Source organism: Allosphingosinicella deserti, assembly GCF_003012735.1.
Lineage (GTDB): Bacteria > Pseudomonadota > Alphaproteobacteria > Sphingomonadales > Sphingomonadaceae > Allosphingosinicella > Allosphingosinicella deserti.
Window position 1 is genome coordinate 680,568 of record NZ_PXYI01000001.1, and the last position, 16,590, is coordinate 697,157.

Annotated in this window: 18 protein-coding genes; 6 read left to right on the forward strand and 12 right to left on the reverse strand. The window is 67.5% G+C overall.

The features are described 5' to 3' along the window. Window positions 1–5 precede the first annotated feature (5 nt). Complete coding sequence (locus C7I55_RS03120) at window positions 6–932, reverse strand: UbiA family prenyltransferase (protein ID WP_199192695.1); 927 nt, start codon at window positions 930–932, stop codon at window positions 6–8. Beyond that, complete coding sequence (locus C7I55_RS03125) at window positions 929–2,158, reverse strand: hydroxymethylglutaryl-CoA reductase (protein ID WP_106511388.1); 1,230 nt, start codon at window positions 2,156–2,158, stop codon at window positions 929–931. The genes C7I55_RS03120 and C7I55_RS03125 overlap by 4 nt, the downstream gene beginning before the upstream one ends. A 217-nt stretch (window positions 2,159–2,375) precedes the next feature. On the opposite strand from C7I55_RS03125, the gene C7I55_RS03130 reads away from it, so the two are divergent. From C7I55_RS03130 to C7I55_RS03145, 4 genes are all read left to right on the forward strand, one after another. Further along, window positions 2,376–4,724: a VIT domain-containing protein gene (locus C7I55_RS03130; protein WP_106511389.1), complete on the forward strand. Its 2,349-nt coding sequence runs from the start codon at window positions 2,376–2,378 to the stop codon at window positions 4,722–4,724. Further along, window positions 4,724–5,488 carry an archaeosortase/exosortase family protein gene (locus C7I55_RS03135; RefSeq protein WP_106511390.1) on the forward strand — a complete coding sequence of 255 codons (765 nt, stop codon included), beginning with the start codon at window positions 4,724–4,726 and terminating at the stop codon, window positions 5,486–5,488. Before C7I55_RS03130 ends, C7I55_RS03135 begins: the two co-directional genes overlap by 1 nt. Next, window positions 5,482–6,018 carry a hypothetical protein gene (locus C7I55_RS03140; RefSeq protein WP_158266264.1) on the forward strand — a complete coding sequence of 179 codons (537 nt, stop codon included), beginning with the start codon at window positions 5,482–5,484 and terminating at the stop codon, window positions 6,016–6,018. Before C7I55_RS03135 ends, C7I55_RS03140 begins: the two co-directional genes overlap by 7 nt. 121 nt (window positions 6,019–6,139) lie before the next feature. After that, complete coding sequence (locus C7I55_RS03145; protein WP_106511392.1) at window positions 6,140–6,739, forward strand: L,D-transpeptidase family protein; 600 nt, start codon at window positions 6,140–6,142, stop codon at window positions 6,737–6,739. 25 nt (window positions 6,740–6,764) lie between these two features. On the opposite strand, the gene C7I55_RS03150 is transcribed toward C7I55_RS03145, so the two are convergent. Next, the gene (locus C7I55_RS03150) at window positions 6,765–6,974 is read right to left on the reverse strand and encodes a dodecin (RefSeq protein WP_106511393.1); all 210 of its coding nucleotides are present in this window, start codon (window positions 6,972–6,974) and stop codon (window positions 6,765–6,767) included. Window positions 6,975–7,091: 117 nt separating this feature from the next. Here C7I55_RS03150 and C7I55_RS03155 point away from each other — a divergent pair, with 117 nt between their 5' ends. After that, window positions 7,092–8,843, forward strand: coding sequence for a DUF885 domain-containing protein (locus C7I55_RS03155; RefSeq protein ID WP_106511394.1), 1,752 nt, complete (start codon window positions 7,092–7,094; stop codon window positions 8,841–8,843). Window positions 8,844–8,865: 22 nt separating this feature from the next. On the opposite strand, the gene C7I55_RS03160 is transcribed toward C7I55_RS03155, so the two are convergent. From C7I55_RS03160 to C7I55_RS03200, 9 genes are all read right to left on the reverse strand, one after another. Beyond that, the gene (locus C7I55_RS03160) at window positions 8,866–9,264 is read right to left on the reverse strand and encodes a hypothetical protein (RefSeq protein ID WP_106511395.1); all 399 of its coding nucleotides are present in this window, start codon (window positions 9,262–9,264) and stop codon (window positions 8,866–8,868) included. 79 nt (window positions 9,265–9,343) lie between these two features. After that, the gene (locus C7I55_RS03165) at window positions 9,344–9,835 is read right to left on the reverse strand and encodes a hypothetical protein (protein ID WP_106511396.1); all 492 of its coding nucleotides are present in this window, start codon (window positions 9,833–9,835) and stop codon (window positions 9,344–9,346) included. Window position 9,836: 1 nt separating this feature from the next. After that, window positions 9,837–10,421, reverse strand: coding sequence for a demethoxyubiquinone hydroxylase family protein (locus C7I55_RS03170; RefSeq protein WP_233222011.1), 585 nt, complete (start codon window positions 10,419–10,421; stop codon window positions 9,837–9,839). Continuing rightward, window positions 10,418–10,906: a disulfide bond formation protein B gene (locus C7I55_RS03175; protein ID WP_233222012.1), complete on the reverse strand. Its 489-nt coding sequence runs from the start codon at window positions 10,904–10,906 to the stop codon at window positions 10,418–10,420. The genes C7I55_RS03170 and C7I55_RS03175 overlap by 4 nt, the downstream gene beginning before the upstream one ends. 25 nt (window positions 10,907–10,931) lie before the next feature. Then, window positions 10,932–12,278, reverse strand: coding sequence for a S41 family peptidase (locus tag C7I55_RS03180; protein WP_106511398.1), 1,347 nt, complete (start codon window positions 12,276–12,278; stop codon window positions 10,932–10,934). A gap of 198 nt (window positions 12,279–12,476) precedes the next feature. Then, on the reverse strand, window positions 12,477–13,652 hold the full coding sequence (locus tag C7I55_RS29170) for a murein hydrolase activator EnvC family protein (RefSeq protein WP_106511399.1): 1,176 nt from the start codon (window positions 13,650–13,652) through the stop codon (window positions 12,477–12,479). Between the two features lie 4 nt (window positions 13,653–13,656). Then, entirely contained in the window at window positions 13,657–14,079 is a 423-nt protein-coding gene (locus C7I55_RS03190) for a 23S rRNA (pseudouridine(1915)-N(3))-methyltransferase RlmH (protein WP_106511670.1), read from the reverse strand. 131 nt (window positions 14,080–14,210) lie between these two features. Next, complete coding sequence (rsfS, locus tag C7I55_RS03195; protein WP_106511400.1) at window positions 14,211–14,606, reverse strand: ribosome silencing factor; 396 nt, start codon at window positions 14,604–14,606, stop codon at window positions 14,211–14,213. Between the two features lie 9 nt (window positions 14,607–14,615). After that, window positions 14,616–15,257 (reverse strand): nicotinate-nucleotide adenylyltransferase, encoded by a 642-nt coding sequence (locus C7I55_RS03200; RefSeq protein ID WP_106511671.1) that lies wholly within the window; start codon window positions 15,255–15,257, stop codon window positions 14,616–14,618. Between the two features lie 186 nt (window positions 15,258–15,443). Here C7I55_RS03200 and C7I55_RS03205 point away from each other — a divergent pair, with 186 nt between their 5' ends. Continuing rightward, window positions 15,444–16,586, forward strand: coding sequence for a DUF3667 domain-containing protein (locus tag C7I55_RS03205; RefSeq protein ID WP_106511401.1), 1,143 nt, complete (start codon window positions 15,444–15,446; stop codon window positions 16,584–16,586). Window positions 16,587–16,590: the final 4 nt, after the last annotated feature.

Consider the following 16,590-nt stretch of genomic DNA (forward strand, 5'->3'; position numbering starts at 1 on the left):
CACGATCATGCCCAAAGACCCTCGAGAAACGGGGAGAAACCGGCCGCGGCGTAGCAAGCGAACACCCACAGGCCGGCAGCCGTATCGACCGACTTCTGACGGGCGGGACTCGGATCGTTGCGATAGGCCTGGCCCGCGCGGCAGACGAGGAACGCGGCGACGATCCCGATCGCGGCCGTGACGACGGGTGCACCGGTGGCCGCGCCGACGGTGGCGAGAAGCAGGAGCGCCGCACCGATGCACACCATCCACAACAGGCCGGCGCGACGGGGCCCGAGCAGGGCGCTGTAGGTCTCGACTCCAAGACGCTCATTCTCCGGCGCCCACAGCTTGCGCCCGATCTCGAGCACGCAGCCATTGGCGAAGCTGAGCAGCAGGAACAGGCCAAGCGCCGCGGGCGCGCCGCCCCGGGGCATCCATTCGAATCCGGTCACCAGCAGATCGATCGCCGGCATGATCAGCATGTGCGAGATCATGTAGGCGAACGGGCGGGCCTTCAGCCAGGCGGGCGCAAAGAACTCGAACGCCATCAGCAGCATCCAGCCCCAGACCAGAAGCAGGAGGATGAGGATGCGCGGGTCGATCGCCGCGCAGGCGATCGCCGCGATCGGCGCCGAGGCGATACCGAGCCCGACGATCAGCCGGAGCGTCACGAGCCCGCGCGGGATCGGCCGTTCCGGGCGGTAGCGCCGATCGTCCTCCTCATCCTTGATCTCGTCCAGCACCCGCAGCTGGAAGAAGAACAGCAAGGTGACGAGGAAGGCGGCAGCGTAGGTCGGCCAGTCCGGTGGCGCGCGCCCGGCAAGATGGGCCGAGGCGCTGACGCTCGCCGCCGAGAAGACCAGGACGAGGGCGCTCGTACGGGCCAGGGGGAAGCGCTCGCGCTGGTACAGGTTCAGCCGTCCAGCCAGCCGCATCGTGGCGTCGCTCATCGCCGCCCGCGCGCCAGGCTGTGATGGGCGCGGGTGAAGTCTCCGGCGGCGAGCGCCGCCATGATCGAGATCTCCCCGGCGAGGCAGAGACTGGCGGCAACTTCGGCCAGTGCCGAGGCTTTGCCTGCGCCGGCAAGGCCCATCAGTTCCAGTGCCGCGCGTTGCGAGGGCAGGCCGGTGCCCCCGCCGACCGAGCCGACGAGCAGATTGGGCAGGGTCACCGACATGAACAGCCCGTCCCCGCGCCGCTCCATGCGCGTGAGGCCGGTGGCGGATTCGGCGACGCAGGCCGCATCCTGTCCGGTGGCGATGTAGAAAGCGGCGAGGGCGTTGGCATAATGGCCCTGGGCACCGATCTGCCCCGACAGCATCGCGCCGAGCTGCGCGACACGCGCATAATCGAGCATGCGCTCGATCGTCACGTGCAGGCGGCGCTCGATCAGGGCCTCGGGAATGATCACGCTTGCCGAGACCTTGCGTCCGCGTCCGGTGATCAGGCCGAGATAGCTTGCCTTCTTGTCGCCCGAGAAATTGCCTTCGATGAACCAGCATCGCGGCGTCACCGGACAGGTTTCGAGCAGGGCGCGGCACAGCGCCTCGGTGGCGATCGTGACCATATTCTGCCCGGCGGCATCGCCCGTCGTGTAGCGGCAGACGAGGAAGACGACGTCGTTGTCGATGAACGGCTCGATCGATTCGAGCTTGCCGTGGCGCGTCGTCGCCTCGGCCGCCGCGCGCAGCGCCTCGGTGCGCTCCGCCGCCCAGGCGACGAACGTGCCGGCCTCTCCGATGTCCGCGAACACGAAGGCGGGGGAGCGGACCACGCCGTCGGCGAGCAGGGCCGCGGAGGCTCCGCCCGACCGGGTGATGACGTCGGCGCCGCGGGCGTAGGAGGCGACGAGCGCCGCCTCGGTGGTTGCCATCGGCACGGTGAAATCGCCCTGGGCATGAAGGCCGTTGACGCGAAGCGGTCCGACTGCGCCCACCGGCAGCTTCACCGTGCCGATCATGTTCTCGATATTCGCGCCGTAGAGCGATGCCGTGTCGAGTGTCGCCGGATCGGCAATGGCCGCGGGATCGCTCTCGCGCTCCTGCCACCAGGCTTCGATCGCTTTGCGATCGGCACGACGCTCCACCCGAAAGCGCGGGGGCAGCGGGTCGCTTCGGGGCGCGAGACGACGCCGGACGGCATCGGCTTCGGCGGCGCCGCCGAGCCGCGCAAGCATTCTAAGCACTCGAAACGAGAAGATGATGGCCGCCCCCGATCCGTCTGGCTGTCGGAAGGATCATTAGAGTGATCTTTGGTGGACGGCATAGCCCCAATGAAGGCTTCCGGCCCTTGCACGGGAAATTGACACGGAGTTCATCGAAACCGGAAGACCCGCGGACGATCCATCCACGGCGATCGCCGATCACGGCACCTCACGGAAGAGGGATGCCGCAATGTCGTATGTCCAGGAACAGCACGCGCCGGGAAAATGGTCTTTCATTGCGGCGGTGCTGTTTCCGGCGGTCGTCATCATCGTCGAACTCGTCACCGGCCTCTGCGCCGAGGCATTGTTCGATCCGCTGCCCTCGATAGGGCATGTCCTGCTGGTCGCCGCTGTCCCCGCGATCAACTGGCTGCTCTGGCGGGAGCAGAGACGCGATACGACGGGCTCGCTCTGGCTCCTGGTCGGCGGTGGTGCGGCGATCGTCGTGTCCGCAGCCTACGCGCTGCTGCTGCTGCCGATCCTTCCGTTCGCCGCCGTGGCGATCCTGCTGCTGGGGCTCGGCCTGCTGCCGTTCGCCCCCTTCGCATCCCTGTTCTACGCCTTCCGCTGGACCTTTTCGCTGATGGCCGATCGTTCCGGAAGCTGGCTCTACGGGCTCGCAGGAGCAGCAGCGGGGCTTCTGCTGCTCGTGTTCGTCGATCTCCCCGCCACCGCCACCTATTTCGCGCTCAACCGCTACGAAGGAACTCCGGAGCAGCAGCGCAGCGCGGTGGCGCTGACTCGGGAGTTCGGCGACACCGACATGCTGCTCCGACTTGCGCATGGGGACACCAATCGGGCGACGGGGCTTGCCAGCTTCCTCCTGTCCTCGTGGAGCAATGGCCTGAGCGGCTCCGACCAGCCCCGCACCACGGCCGCCCGCGAGCTTTACTACCGGGTGACTGGAACGCCCTTCAGCGCCGAAGCTTCGCCCACGGATGGCCTCGGACGGAGCCGCGACCGGCGGTTCCAATGGGACGAGGATCAAGGCGGAGAGAGCGTCGGCGGCCGGGTGGAGGGGTTGTCGCTCATCAGCTCGCGTCTGGACGGCTCGATCGCAACCGCCGACAATCTCGGCTATTTCGAGTGGACCTTCGACATCGGCAATGCCGGTCCGGCGCAGAGCGAGGGACGTTTCACCATTGCGCTTCCGGAAGGGGCGGTGGCATCCCGTGCGACCTTGTGGGTCAACGGTGAGCCGAGGGAGGCGAGCGTCGCGCGCCGGAGTGCAGCACGGGCGGCCTATTCGGCGGTGGTTTCGGCGCAGCGCGATCCCTTGCTGGTGACCACCGACGGCGCCCAGCGCCTGCTGATCCAGGCCTTCCCGATCCTGCCCGGAAATTCGATGATGCTGCGCGTCGGTTTCACGGCGCCGTTCGACATCGCGCCGGACGGGCGCCGTCGGCTCGCTCTGCCCGCCATCGTCGAGCGCAATTTCGCCATCGCGCCGGATCTGCGGCATGCGGTGTGGATCGAAAGCGATGGCCCGATCGCAAGTCCGATCCTCGGCGGCGATGGTGTCAGGATCCTGCGGGCGGCCATCGCCGACGAGACGTTGCTCGCCCGGCGCCCCCGCATCGCGGCGCCGCGGATCACCGCGCCATTGGAGCGGATCGGACAGGTAAGCGGCGCGCCGGGGCTCGCGCCGATCGCGATCGCGCAACGCATCGCGCCTGCCGATCTCGCCGCGCCGGGCGCGCTCATGCTGGTCGTCGACGGATCGACGCAGAACCGGGCGGCGGCCAGCCTGCTGAGCGGAGCGTTGGATGGGCTGCCCCGCGGCCTGCAGGTGGGGCTCGTCATCGCGGACGGCGAGCGATCGACGGTGGCGCCGGCACCCTGGTCTCCGGCGCAACGGGCGCGGTTCGTCGAGGTGATCGCCAGATCCCCGTTCGCCGGCGGCGAGGACAATGTCCCGGCGCTGATCGAGGCGGTGGAAACAGCCTCCGCGCCCGGCTCTGCGATCCTTTGGGTCCACGGGCCGCAGCCGATCGTGTTCGAGCGCTCGCGCGCCCAGCTCGATCAATGGCTGGAACGCGCATCGCAGCGGCCGAGGCTGATCCGCTACCAGGCTGTCGCCGGGCGGGCGCTGGTGCAAAGCGGATCGCGCTGGTTCGACAGTGCGACCGAAATCCTGCCGTCCGGCGATCCGGCTGCGGATCTCCGCGACGCAGTGCGCAAGGCGGTGGGCGGCCAGGGCTGGACGGTGTCGCGGGACGAGGTCCCTGCCAGGCGCGCGCAGGGCTCCGCTCATATCGTGCGGCTCTGGGCGGCGGGTCGCATCGCCGCCGACGACGGGACGAAGCCTGCCGATCAGGACGCCTCCATCCGTCTGGCGCACCGCCTCAACCTCGTGACCCCGCTCACCGGCGCGGTCGTGCTGGAGACCGACAAGGATTATGGCGCCAACGGCTTGCCGGTGCCCTCCGCGGACGACGTCCCGACCGTGCCGGAACCTGAAGTCTGGGCGCTGCTCGCGATCCTGGTCTGCGCCGGCCTTTGGCTGGTGCAGCGGCGCCGGGTCGCGGTCTTCGGCTGATGCGGCGATCCCATGCATTGGGCCTGGTTGGGGCCGCCTGCTGGGATGCCTGGCGGCTGCTCGCCTCGCGGATCGAGGATGCGACGGGCCTGTTGCTTCTCGGCGCCGTGGCGATCGGCCTGTGGGCGGCAGGCCGCGCAACGCGCAATGCTCCGATCCGAGTCGGGCGCCTGGCCGCTCTCTTGTGCCTCTATGCGGCCGCGACGCTCACCGGGCCCGCTCTGCTCCAGATCGCGGCTGCAATGCTGGCCGTGGTGATCGTCGCCGTTCCCGAAGCAACCCGGTCGCTGCCGCGCGTGCCGCTGCTCGCCGCGGCCTTGCTGGCATTGCCGATCCTGCCGACCATGGATTTCCTGCTCGCCTACCCGCTGCGGCGCGCCTCGGCGATGCTGACCGTGTCGCTGCTGCAGATGAATGGCCTCTCCGTGCGTCTCCAGGGCGTGGCGCTCGATTGGCACGGCCGGCTGATCCAGTTCGACGCGCCGTGCAGCGGGGTGCGGATGCTGTGGGCCGCCTTGCTGCTGGCCAGCATCGTCAGCATCGCTGGCCGCTTCTCGACCGCGCGCTACGCGCTGCTGCTGGGCACCGCGCTTGCGGCCGCGGTGACCGGCAACGGCGTTCGCGCCGCAAGTCTCTTCTATCTCGAAACCGGGCTGCTGACGCCGGGGCTGCCGTGGGCGCACGAGGCGATCGGGATCGTCGCCTTCGCGTTCATCGCGGCCGCCGTCGTTGGCGGCAGCCGGTGGAAGGCACGCGCATGGTAAAGCCAAGCATGTTTTTCCTCGCTGCTGCCGCGCTCGCCGCCACAAGCGCCCCGTTCCTGGGCCGCGGCGCACCGCAGCCGCCCGCGGAGGTCAAGTGGCCCGCCAGATATGAGGGCCGCGCACTGGCTCCGATGGCGCCGGCACCCGAGGATGCCCGTCTCGCCCGCGACTTTCCCGGCCGGATCGCGCGCTTCAGCGACGGGCGCCGCCAGATCGTTCTGCGCTCGGTCGCGACGGCAACCCGTCAGCTTCACCCCGCCGGCGACTGCTTCCGCGCGCTCGGCTACGCGATCGAGCCGCTGCCGATGATGTCCAGCGGTTCGGGGGCGCTTGCCTCCTGCTTCCGCGCAAGCCGGAACGGCGCCAGCGTGAAGGTGTGCGAACGGATCGTCGACGCCCGGGGCGGGAGCTTCTCCGATGCCTCGGCCTGGTACTGGCCGGCGCTGCTCGGCCGCTCCCGTGGGCCGTGGCTCGCCGCGACGACGATCGAAAGCGTGCCCCCCGACATATTCACGGGTGTCAAGCATTAACCATGGTTTGTCGCAACAAAGACAAGCCTGCGACGTTCTTGCTGCAGGTTAGGATGTCGGATCGGGGCGCTTGCGTCAACCCGGAGTGCCGACTTCAAGTCAGTAGCGTGGAGTATCTCATATGCGCGGACGGCGTTCGTTTGTCTGCGGGGCGATTTGCGCCCTGCTGATCGGGTTTGCACCGCTCTCGTCGGCGGCAGCGCAGGATTCCTCTCCCCTCGACATGGAAGCATTGACGCTGGATGCCGGCCAATATGTCTGGCATCCCGAGCTGGCATCCGCAGGCGCCGTCGAAATCGTCGTCAGCCTCCCCCTGCAGACCGCCTACGTGTTCCGCGGCGGAACGCTGATCGGGGTTTCGACGGTGTCGACCGGTGCCCCGGGCTACGACACGCCGACCGGCACGTTCCCGATCCTGCAGAAGAAGGTCGACCACAGGTCCAACCTCTACGACGATGCGCCGATGCCCTACATGCAGCGGCTGACCTGGGACGGAGTCGCCCTGCATGCGGGCAAGATCCCGGGCTATGCGGCGTCGCATGGCTGCGTGCGGCTGCCGACCGCCTTCGCACGGAAACTCTATTCCGCCACCAGCCTTGGCGCATCGGTGCATATCGTCGATGAGATCCCCGCCTCGTCGAGCGCCGCGCTCGAGCTGGCGAAGGGCAGCGCGTTGGCCGCGTCTGCGCTCGACGCTGAACTGGCGCGCGGCACGCGCTGAGCGCGGCTGCGCGTCCGGCCTCCGATCAGCCGTCGAGGGTGAATCCGATCCGCAGCGTAACCTGGTAATGGGCGACCCGGCCGTCCTCGACATGACCGCGCGTCTCCTTGACCTCGAACCACCGAATGTCGCGCAGGGTCGAGGCGGCGCGCTCGATCGCTTTCTCGATCGCATCCTCGATACCGGTCGGCGAGCTGCCGACGATTTCGACGATCTTGTAGACATTGTCGCTCATCATGATCTCCCGTGATGGTTACAGCGGCGCAACGGGCGACCCGCGCGAACGTTTCGCTTTCTCCGGTTCGCACCCTCCGGCTAGATGTGCCCATCGCCCCATCGCCGGAGTCACCGAATGCCCCGTTTCGCCGCTCTTGCCCTCGCTGCAGCATTCGCCTCGTCGAGCCCGCTCGCGGCCGCACCGTCCGACGATTTCAGGCGGATCCTGGACGATCATTATGCCTGGTTGCTGCGCGAGAGCCCGACCTATGCGACCTCCCTCGGAGTGCGCGATCATGACGATCGTCTCGAGGATCTGAGCCTTGCCGCCGCGGACCGTCGTGCCGGCGAAGCCCAGGCCTTCCTGAATCGGCTGGATGCGCTCGGGGACGGCGGGCTCACGCCGGGCGAGCGCACCAGCCGCGCGATCCTCGAGCGATCGCTCGCGGAAAGCGTCGAGGCGAACCGCTTCGGCCAGCGGGTGATGCTGTTCACCACCTACGCCGGCTGGCACCAGAATTTTGCCGGTCTTGCCAGCGGCCTTCCGTTCCGGACCAAGGCGGATTTCGAAAGCTATCTGAAGCGCCTGGCACTTTATCCGGCGATGAATGACGAGGCGCTGAAGATCACCGCGGCGGCGGTCCGCGGCGGTTACGTGCTGCCATGTTCCGTCCTCGGCAATTCCGAGAAGTCGATCACCGGCGTGATCGCCGAAGATCCCAAAAGCTCGCGCTTCTACGAACCATTCACAGGCAATCGCCCGGTCGACGTCAGCGAGGCCGAATGGACCGCGTTCCAGGCGCGCGCGCAAACGCTCATTCGCGACGTGCTCAATCCTGCTTATGCGAAGCACGCCGCTTTCTACCGCACGACCTACGCGCCCAAATGCGCCCAATCGGACAGCGTCTCGGCCCAGCCGGGTGGGCGGGATTATTACGCCTTTCGCGTGAGGCAGGAGACGACCACGGCGCTCACGCCCGATCAGATCCACGACATCGGCCTCAGGGAATCGGCCCGGATCAATGCCGAGATGGACAAGGTGGCGAAGGACGGTGGCTTCGCGTCCCGCCAAGCCTTCATCCAGGATCTTCGCACGAATCCGATCCATTACGCCAAGAGCCCCGAGGAGCTGCTCCGCGCCAGTGCCCGCGTTGCGAAAACGATCGATGGCAAGATGCCGGGGCTGTTCAAGACGCTGCCGCGGCTGCCCTACGGTATCCGAGAGATCCCCGCGGAGACCGCGGAAGGAACGACAACGGCCTATTACGGGCAGGGTGCTCCCGAAAGCGGCCTCGCCGGTACGTATTATGTGAACACGTCTAAGCTCGATCAGCGCCCGTTCTGGGAAATACCGGCGCTCACCCTGCACGAGGCCGTACCGGGCCATCATCACCAGATCGCCTTGCAGCAGGAAATCGATCTGCCGCCGTTCCGCCGCTATTTCACCTTCTTCACCGCCTTCACGGAAGGATGGGGCCTCTACGGCGAGAGCCTTGGCGAAGAGATGGGCCTCTACGACACGCCGGTGAAGAAGATGGGCCAGCTCTCCTACCAGGCGTGGCGGGCGGCGCGCCTGGTGGTCGACACGGGTATTCACGCCAAGGGCTGGAACAAGGCACGCGCGGTTTCCTACATGCGCGAGAATACCGCATTGTCCGACGCGAACATCGATGCCGAGGTCAACCGCTACATCAGTTGGCCCGGGCAGGCGCTCGGCTACAAGATCGGCGAGCTCAAGATCCGCGAGCTTCGAGCCCGCGCCGAGCAGGCGCTCGGCACCAAGTTCGATCTCCGCCGCTTCCACGATGCGGTGCTGCTGCAGGGATCGGTGCCGCTCGACGTGCTCGAGGCGCAGGTCGACGCTTGGGTGGCGGCGGAGAAGGGGTGAGCAGCCTTTTCAGCGGCAGCTCTTAGCGGGGCTGGGTCGGCTGCGCCTGACGTTCCGCGCGTGCGCTGTTGATCAGCTGCATCTGGCAGCCGCTGGCTCCGCCTGGTCCGACCGGCGAGCAGCTTTGGATGCCGGTGCGGCCGACGAACTCCATGCTTTCGGCCTGGGTGGCCCAGCTGGTGCTCGCGGGATCGTTGCTGGTGTCGTCGCGGAACTCTTCCGGGATGCGATAGCGCTCGCCGCTCGGCCGGCGGGCGCAGATGACCACTTCCCCCTCGGCGCCGCGTGGGCAGCGATCATTGCCGTAGACGACCACACGGCGGATTCGCTCGGCGGAGGCAACGTCGGTTTGCGCCAGCGACGGCGCGACGGCGAGGAAGGCGGAGCCGGCGAGAACCAGCGTCGCAAGGGCGGCTTTCATGATGGCCTCCAGTTCGTAGCTTGCAAACTAGAAGGCCCGTGCGCACCCTTTGTTCCGGATCGAGGGCCGGACGCGGTCGTTACCTGGGCGGCGCCTGATCGGCTTCGACCGCCGCCGCTTCGGCGTCGATGCGGCCGAGCCGTTCCTGCCGCGCTTCCTCGATCAGCCGGTTCCAATTGACCTCGTCGCGGCCGGCCCGTTCCGCCCGTGCCTGACGAACGAGATCGTTGTAGCAGCCGATCATGCCGCCGGCGCCCACCGGCGAGCAGCTGCCGATCCCGGAACGGCCGACATATTGAAGCTCGGTCGCCTTGGTCGCCCAAGCTTGGTTGGCCGGATCGTTGGGATTGCCGCGCAGCGCTTCCGGGATTCGGTAGCGCTCGCTCTCCGGCTTGCGGGCGCAGACATTGATCTGATCGTTGGTGCTCTGCGGGCAGGGATCGTCGCCGTAGACGATGAGCTGGTTGACCCGCTCACTTCCCTCGGCCGCCGGCGCGGCGGCGGTCTCCTGGGCCAGAGAGGGCGCCGAAAGGGCGATCAGGGCACCGGCGGCGGCGAAAGCGAGCTTCATGTCAGATCCTCTTCGAAATCGCGATCGCGACCCGGCAGCCGGCGCGAATGAGCGTGGACAATATGGGATAGCCGAACGTGTCCTCGGCACCCGCGGCGAGCGCGGTATCGCGATGCTCGAGCTCCTCGGCCTGAAATTGGCGGATGGTGGCGGAAAGGTCCGGCTCGTCGACACCCAGGCTTCGCACCTGGTCTTCATAATGCTTGTCGATCTCGGTCTCGACCGCGGCGGTACAAGCCATTGCCGCGCTTGGGCCGAGGAAGGCGGTGACCGCACCCAACGCGTGGCCGGCGACGTTCCAGATTGGTTGGATCAGCGTCGGCCGCACGCCGCGTTCGATCATCATGTCGTCGAAGGTGGCGAGATGGTGCCGTTCCTGGCTCTCCATGCGGGCGATCGCTCGCGCGGCGGGATGCGGGCCGAGCACCGCGAGCTGGCCGGCATAGATGCGGGTCGCGCCATACTCGCCGGCCTGATCGACGCGAATCATGGACTCGATGTCGGGGCGTTTGTCGCCGGGGCGCCAGCGGGGCCGCAAGGCCATCCCGGCGCGTTCCGCGGTTTGAGCGTCGTGCATGTCGGTCATGCGCTCCTCCGAGGCTTCCTGAAGCTCAGCCACAAGATCACAAGAGCGAACCCGATCGAAATGATCGCGTTCCATCCCGCCATCGAAATGCCGAGGAATTCGAACTGGACCTGGTCGCAGCGGATCAAAGGTGCGTCGAGGATGCTCTTCAGCATGTCTGCCGGCGATCCGCCCCCTGCCGCGGAGGTGCACTGGGTGAAGCCCTCGAACACACCCGCTTCCACGCCCGCATGATAGGCGCCGATGCCGCCGCTGGTCAGGATCGCCAAGGCGGCGAGCCACACCAGGCTGCGACCGCCGTCAGGGAGGCGAGCGCCGGCGAGCGCCAGCAGCCCCAGCGCAAGTGCGGTAAAATGGGCGTAACGTTGCCACCAGCACATCTCGCACGGGAACAGCCCGCCCCAGATTTCCGAGCCATAGGCGCCGGCGAGCAGCGCGCCGGGAACAAGGACGGCGAGCAGCTTCGCCTGATTCAATGCTGTCACCGGCTCTGGTCCAGAACGGCTCCGATCAACGCGTGCCGCCCTTCGGCGCCGCACCTGCTGCCGCGGTTGCGGTACGCGGCCCGGCAAGGCGGGCGATGGTCTGCACCGCATAATGAAGCTGGAAGTCGTCGATGCCCTTCTTCTTCAGCTCGTCCGGCGTCGCGCTGAAGCGCGGATCCGGCTTGCCGTCATCCTGCACCACCGACTCGTCGACCTTGACCTCGTTGATCAGGTGGCGGCGCAGATCCGCCTCGCGCAGGCGCGGACGGGACTTGTAATCGGGATCGGAGAGCTGCGGCACTTCGATATCCGGAACGATGCCGCCTTCCTGCACCGAGCGTCCCGACGGTGTGTAGTAACGGGCGGTGGTGAGGCGCAACGCCGTGTCCCTGCTGAGCGGGAGCAGGGTCTGGACCGAGCCTTTGCCGAAGCTGCGCTCGCCCATGACGATCGCGCGATGGTGATCCTGCAGCGCCGCAGCAACGATCTCGGCGGCCGACGCACTGCCCGAATCGACCAGCACCACGATCGGACGACCGCGCGTCGCATCGCCAGGCTCGGCATAATAGCGCTCGATGTCGTTCTTGGCACGGCCGCGCTGCGACACGACTTCGCCGCGTTCCAGGAAGACGTCGGAAAGGCCGACCGCCTGATCGAGCAGGCCGCCCGGGTTTGAGCGCAGATCGACGATATAGCCGGTCGGCGGGCCGCCGAGCGACTTGTCGATCGCCGCGATCGCGGCGAGCGCTTCCTGGGTGGTCGTGCGGCTGAACGTGTTGACGTTTATGATGCCGACCCGGTCCTTCACTTCCCACTTGACGGCAGGAAGTTCGATCTTGGCGCGGGTGAGCGTTACGTCGAACGGCTTCTCGCGGCCCGGTCGCAGGACGGTGATCTTGATCGTGGTACCCGGCGCGCCACGCATCTGGTCGACGGCTTCGTCGAGCGCGCCGCCGTAGATCAGCTTGCCGTTCAGATGGGTGATGTAATCGCCTGCCTTCAGGCCCGCCTTGAAGCCCGGAGAATCCTCGATCGGCGCGACGATCTTGACGACACCGTCCTCGAGCGTGACGTTGAGGCCGAGGCCGCCATATTCGCCCTCCGTCGAGGTCATCAGCGACTGATAGCCCTTCTGATCGAGATAGGAGCTGTGCGGATCGAGGCTGGCGAGCATCCCGTCGATGGCGCCCCGCAGCAGGGTCTTGTCGTCCACCTTCTCGACATAGTCGGCGCGAACTCGGTTGAAGACGCCCATGAACTCGTCGAACTCGCGCATGCTGTCGGCTTCGGCCGACGCGAAGGCCGCCGTCGCAGCGGGAATGATCGCGATGGCGCTGACGAGGCCGAGAGCGCGGAAGAGATTGCTGGCCATGATGAATCCTGCTGGTCGATGCCTCGCCCTGACCGATCGTGGTGGCAGCGCCGGTGCGCGTCCGCCGAAACCAGGAATCAGGGCCTTTCCAATTGTCGCTGCTTTACCGGGTTTTGTAGCGTCCGAAAAGCAACGGCAGGTGAACGAACAGCGCCTTCATCCCTCCGTTCGCTCGCGCGGCCGGAAGCGCTCCCCGGATCATGAGATGGTGATCAGCGGGGCGATCGGAAAGGGGCTGCCGTTACGCCGAAGTTCGATCCCGATCTGAGGGTTTCGCGAGCCTGCCCGTCCGATCGGCGCCCGCGCGTCGACCAGCGCGCCGCGTTTGACCGTGACATCGGCAAGATTGGTCAGCGTGGTTGTCCAGCCGCCGCCATGATCGAGGATGACGATCGATCCGTAGCCGCGAAACGGCCCGGCATAGGCGACGCGGCCGCGGGCGGGGGCGATGATTTGCGCTGCGGCGGCGGTCGCCACGGTCAGGCCGCGGGCGTGCACGCCGGCGTCGGAGATCTCGCCCATGCCGGTGACGACACGGCCCTGCACGGGGAGGGTGTAGGCGGGGGCGGAGGGCCTCGGTGCGCTGCCGCCGGCGATGGGGCGGAGAAGGGGGCCGGGAAGCTGGGCGAGACGCTGTCTGAGGCCGGCCTGGAACTGCTCGGTTCCGGCAAGCGCGGCGAGCTCGCGCGCTTCTTCGCCGAAGGCGAGGGCGCGATCGCCCTCGGTGAGCGCGGAGGCTCGGAGGCTCTCCGATCGCGCGCGCTGGCGCTGCTCCAGCTGGGCGAGCGCGATCCGGCGGCGCTTCAGGTCCTCGCGGCTGGCTTCCAAAGCGGCGATCGCGGTCGCCGCCTGTCGGCGCAAAGCATTGCCGCGCTCGACCTCCACGCGGAGTTCGGCGGTGCGCCGGCGGATGACGGGAAGGGTCGAGGCGAGCAGCGATCGTACGCGGATGAGGTCGTTGACCGACCCCGGCTGGACCAGCGCCAGCGCCGAGGGCCGCCGCGCCATCGTCTGCAGGGCGGCGGTAAGCCGGATCAGCGGCGCCTGCTTCTCCGCGAGCCGGGCGCGCTGGGCGCGGCGCAGCGCCTCGATGATCCTGCCCCTCGTCTCTCCCGCGGTGATGTCGGCCTCGGCGGCTTCGATCCGGGAGGCCAATGCCGCGGCGTCCGCGCGCGCCTTTGCTGCTTCACCGTTGGCGCGGGACGCCTGCCGCTCGAGCAACTCCGATCGCCGGCGCGACTGCTCCGCCTCCGCCTTTGCCGCCGCCAGGCTCCCGGTCGCGCTGCCACCGCCGCCCACAGTCTGTGCCGCCGCCCAGCCGCCGCCGGCAAGAGCCGCCATGATCAGCAGCGAGGAGAGGAATCGGCGGCGCATCGCGTCATCCTTCTCTGTGATAGGGGTGGTTGGCAAGGATCGAGGTGGCGCGAAACAATTGTTCCGCGAGCATTGCCCGTGCGAGGAGGTGCGGCCATGTCGCCTTGCCGAACGCGAAGAGCAGATCGGCCTCCGAGCGCTCGGCATCGCCGAACCCGTCGGCACCTCCGATCAGGAACCGCGCTTCCCGCTTGCCGCCGTCTCGCCACAGTTCCAGACGCTTGGCGAACGCCAGCGAACCAAGCTGCTCGCCTTTTTCGTCGAGCAGAATGGTAACCATATTCTCGGCGGGGGGCGGGAGCTTGCCGCCGGTTTCGGGAAGCTCCGTAAGCCTGGTCGGCCAGGCGATCCGCTTCAAATAGCGCTCGACCAGCTCGCCTTCCGGGCTGCGGCCGATCTTACCGCGGGCGACGATGTGAAGCAGCATCCGCCGGGAGTAGCCCTCTTCGCGCGGCGGTGAAAGCGGCGCCCGCTCCCGAACCGCGTCGTCGGCGGCATCGTCGCCCGGGCGCAATTGTGCCCCCGCACGCAACTCGCCGCAGAATCCCCCTCAGACGCTCAGCGCGCCGCGCTGGCCGCGGGCGCATTCTCCTCGAACGCCCACATGCGCTCGAGATTGTAGAAGCTGCGCACTTCGGGTCGGAACAGATGCACGATCACGTCGTCCGCATCGATGAGCACCCAGTCGGCGACCGGAAGCCCTTCGACCCGAACGCTGCGGCCGAGATCTTCCTTGATCCGCTGCTGGAGCTTCTGCGCCATCGAGGCGACCTGACGGGTCGAGCGGCCCGACGCGATCACCATGTGATCGGCGATGCTCGATTTCCCACCCAGGGGAATGGTGACGACGTCCTGCGCCTGGTCGTCGTCGAGGGACCGAAGCACGAGCTCGTGCAGGGCTTCGACCGGTTCGGTTGCTCCGCCGGACGGGGGAGCGGTGTCGGATTCGGGCAATGTGCCTCCTTAACGGATCGGCCTGCGCGTCACGCCGTCGCGCAGGGCCAGGGGTTTCAACGAATATAGGGACGAGAGGTGCCAGTGTGGAGTGGCGGCGCGAATGCCGGTGGCGGAAGTCGGATCGAGCGGCAGTTGCAGAAGCACGAGTGCCGACGGTCTCCACCGTGTCCAGTCCCTGGCAAGAGCTGCGGGCCGGACGGAGCGCCGCAACCAGCCCATGGCGCGAGCCGCCCGGGCTGGGCCATCATACCCCGGACGCGCGACCACGGCAATCGGCACGAGACGCGCTATTTTCCGCCAGTCTTTCCAGCGATGGAATTGAACGAGATTGTCGGCACCCATCAGCCAGATGAAACGCCGCCTCGGGTAGCGGCGGGTAAGGGCGAGCAGGACGTCATAGGTGTAGGGCGTGCGGAGCTCCCGCTCGATCGCGGTGGCGCGGATCGGCAACCCGCGTGAGGCGCGCAGCGCCGAGGCGTAGCGCACGGCGAGCGGTGCCATGCCCTGCTTCGGCTTCAGCGGATTCCCCGGGGAGACCAGCCACCAGACCTCGTCGAGCGCGAGCGCTTGGAGCGCGCCCATGCTGATCCGCCGGTGGCCGCGATGGGCAGGATTGAAGGAGCCGCCGAGCAGGCCTGTTCTGGTCACGCGCGGGCGATAGCATGGCCGGCGCGAAAAGGTGAACTGTCTGCGTCGGAGCCCGCTTGGCGTGCGGCGGAACGGCGGCAGCGGCGTGGTTTCGCTGCAACGCACCGCATTCGACTGCGGCGGCGCTCGACGAACCGTCTCGACGGAATCGAATCTCCCGGCCAAAGTCGCGCAGAGGGGGAAAAGATGGAAACGGCTGTCGAAGGCGTGTGTGAGGTGGCGACCGGGCTCGCAGTGGCGCGCGCGGTGGAGCCCGCGAGCGGCGAGTCGCATGGCCATGGCGGCGAGGCGTGCCTGAATTGCCGGACGCCGCTCGTCGGGCATTTCTGCTACGAATGCGGTCAGAGTGCCCATGTCCACCGGTCGATGGCTGCGTTCGGCCACGATCTCCTGCACGGCGTGTTCCATTTCGAAGGAAAGATCTTCCGGACCCTGCCCATGCTGGCCTGGCGTCCCGGCGAGCTGACCCGACGCTATATCGATGGCGAACGCGCGAAGTTCGTCTCGCCGATCGCCTTGTTCCTCTTCTCCGTGTTCCTGATGTTTGCGGCGATCAACTGGATCGGCGGCCCGTTCAACCTGTCCTCGGGAACGCCGGCGCAGGAGCGCGCCGATTCCACCGCGCAGTTCCGGTCGGACAAGGCAGAGAGCGAGGCCAAGCTCAAGGAGTTGGGTGCGGAGCTCGCAGCGGCGCGAAAGACGGGTAAGCCGACCGCCGACATCGAGAAGCAGATTTCCGGTGAGCGTCTCGGCCTGAAGCTAATGACCGAAGCTCATGCGCTTCAGCTGCGGCTCGCCAACCAGGAGGAAGCCCGGGACAAGGCGCAAGCGGCCGACGAAAACAATGACTCGGACGTGACCGAAGGATTTTCGAACGCGCCGACCGGCCTCGCCTGGCTCAACAAGGCATTCGAGAAGGGGCGCAGGAACCCCTCGCTGCTTCTCTACAAGCTGCAATCGAACGCCTACAAATTTTCCTGGGCGCTGATCCCGATCTCGGTGCCCTTCCTCTGGCTGCTGTTCCTCCACAAGGCGCGGTACCGCCGCTTCAAGGCGTACGACCACGTCGTCTTCGTGACATACTCCATCGCCTTTATGAGCCTCGGCTACATCGTCCTGACCTTGCTTCGCCCGCTGGCGCTCGGCCAGGCGTTCGCCGGAACCGCGATGTTCATCGTGCCGCCGCTGCACATGTATCGGCAGCTGAGGGGAGCCTATTCACTCAGCCGATTCAGCGCTTTGTGGCGGACCTTCATGTTGCTGAACTTCGCCTTCGTCGCAGCCAGCATCTTCTTCTCGCTGCTGATCCTGATGGGCGTGCTTGGATAGAGCG

Excerpts from the sequence above, each read along its gene's own strand:
- C7I55_RS03120 (WP_199192695.1), bottom strand. The coding sequence starts at position 932 with ATGAGCGACGCCACGATGCGGCTGGCTGGACGGCTGAACCTGTACCAG.
- C7I55_RS03125 (WP_106511388.1), bottom strand. The coding sequence starts at position 2,158 with ATGCTTGCGCGGCTCGGCGGCGCCGCCGAAGCCGATGCCGTCCGGCGT.
- C7I55_RS03130 (WP_106511389.1), top strand. The coding sequence starts at position 2,376 with ATGTCGTATGTCCAGGAACAGCACGCGCCGGGAAAATGGTCTTTCATT.
- C7I55_RS03135 (WP_106511390.1), top strand. The coding sequence starts at position 4,724 with ATGCGGCGATCCCATGCATTGGGCCTGGTTGGGGCCGCCTGCTGGGAT.
- C7I55_RS03140 (WP_158266264.1), top strand. The coding sequence starts at position 5,482 with ATGGTAAAGCCAAGCATGTTTTTCCTCGCTGCTGCCGCGCTCGCCGCC.
- C7I55_RS03145 (WP_106511392.1), top strand. The coding sequence starts at position 6,140 with ATGCGCGGACGGCGTTCGTTTGTCTGCGGGGCGATTTGCGCCCTGCTG.
- C7I55_RS03150 (WP_106511393.1), bottom strand. The coding sequence starts at position 6,974 with ATGAGCGACAATGTCTACAAGATCGTCGAAATCGTCGGCAGCTCGCCG.
- C7I55_RS03155 (WP_106511394.1), top strand. The coding sequence starts at position 7,092 with ATGCCCCGTTTCGCCGCTCTTGCCCTCGCTGCAGCATTCGCCTCGTCG.
- C7I55_RS03160 (WP_106511395.1), bottom strand. The coding sequence starts at position 9,264 with ATGAAAGCCGCCCTTGCGACGCTGGTTCTCGCCGGCTCCGCCTTCCTC.
- C7I55_RS03165 (WP_106511396.1), bottom strand. The coding sequence starts at position 9,835 with ATGAAGCTCGCTTTCGCCGCCGCCGGTGCCCTGATCGCCCTTTCGGCG.
- C7I55_RS03170 (WP_233222011.1), bottom strand. The coding sequence starts at position 10,421 with ATGACCGACATGCACGACGCTCAAACCGCGGAACGCGCCGGGATGGCC.
- C7I55_RS03180 (WP_106511398.1), bottom strand. The coding sequence starts at position 12,278 with ATGGCCAGCAATCTCTTCCGCGCTCTCGGCCTCGTCAGCGCCATCGCG.
- C7I55_RS29170 (WP_106511399.1), bottom strand. The coding sequence starts at position 13,652 with ATGCGCCGCCGATTCCTCTCCTCGCTGCTGATCATGGCGGCTCTTGCC.
- C7I55_RS03190 (WP_106511670.1), bottom strand. The coding sequence starts at position 14,079 with ATGCTGCTTCACATCGTCGCCCGCGGTAAGATCGGCCGCAGCCCGGAA.
- C7I55_RS03205 (WP_106511401.1), top strand. The coding sequence starts at position 15,444 with ATGGAAACGGCTGTCGAAGGCGTGTGTGAGGTGGCGACCGGGCTCGCA.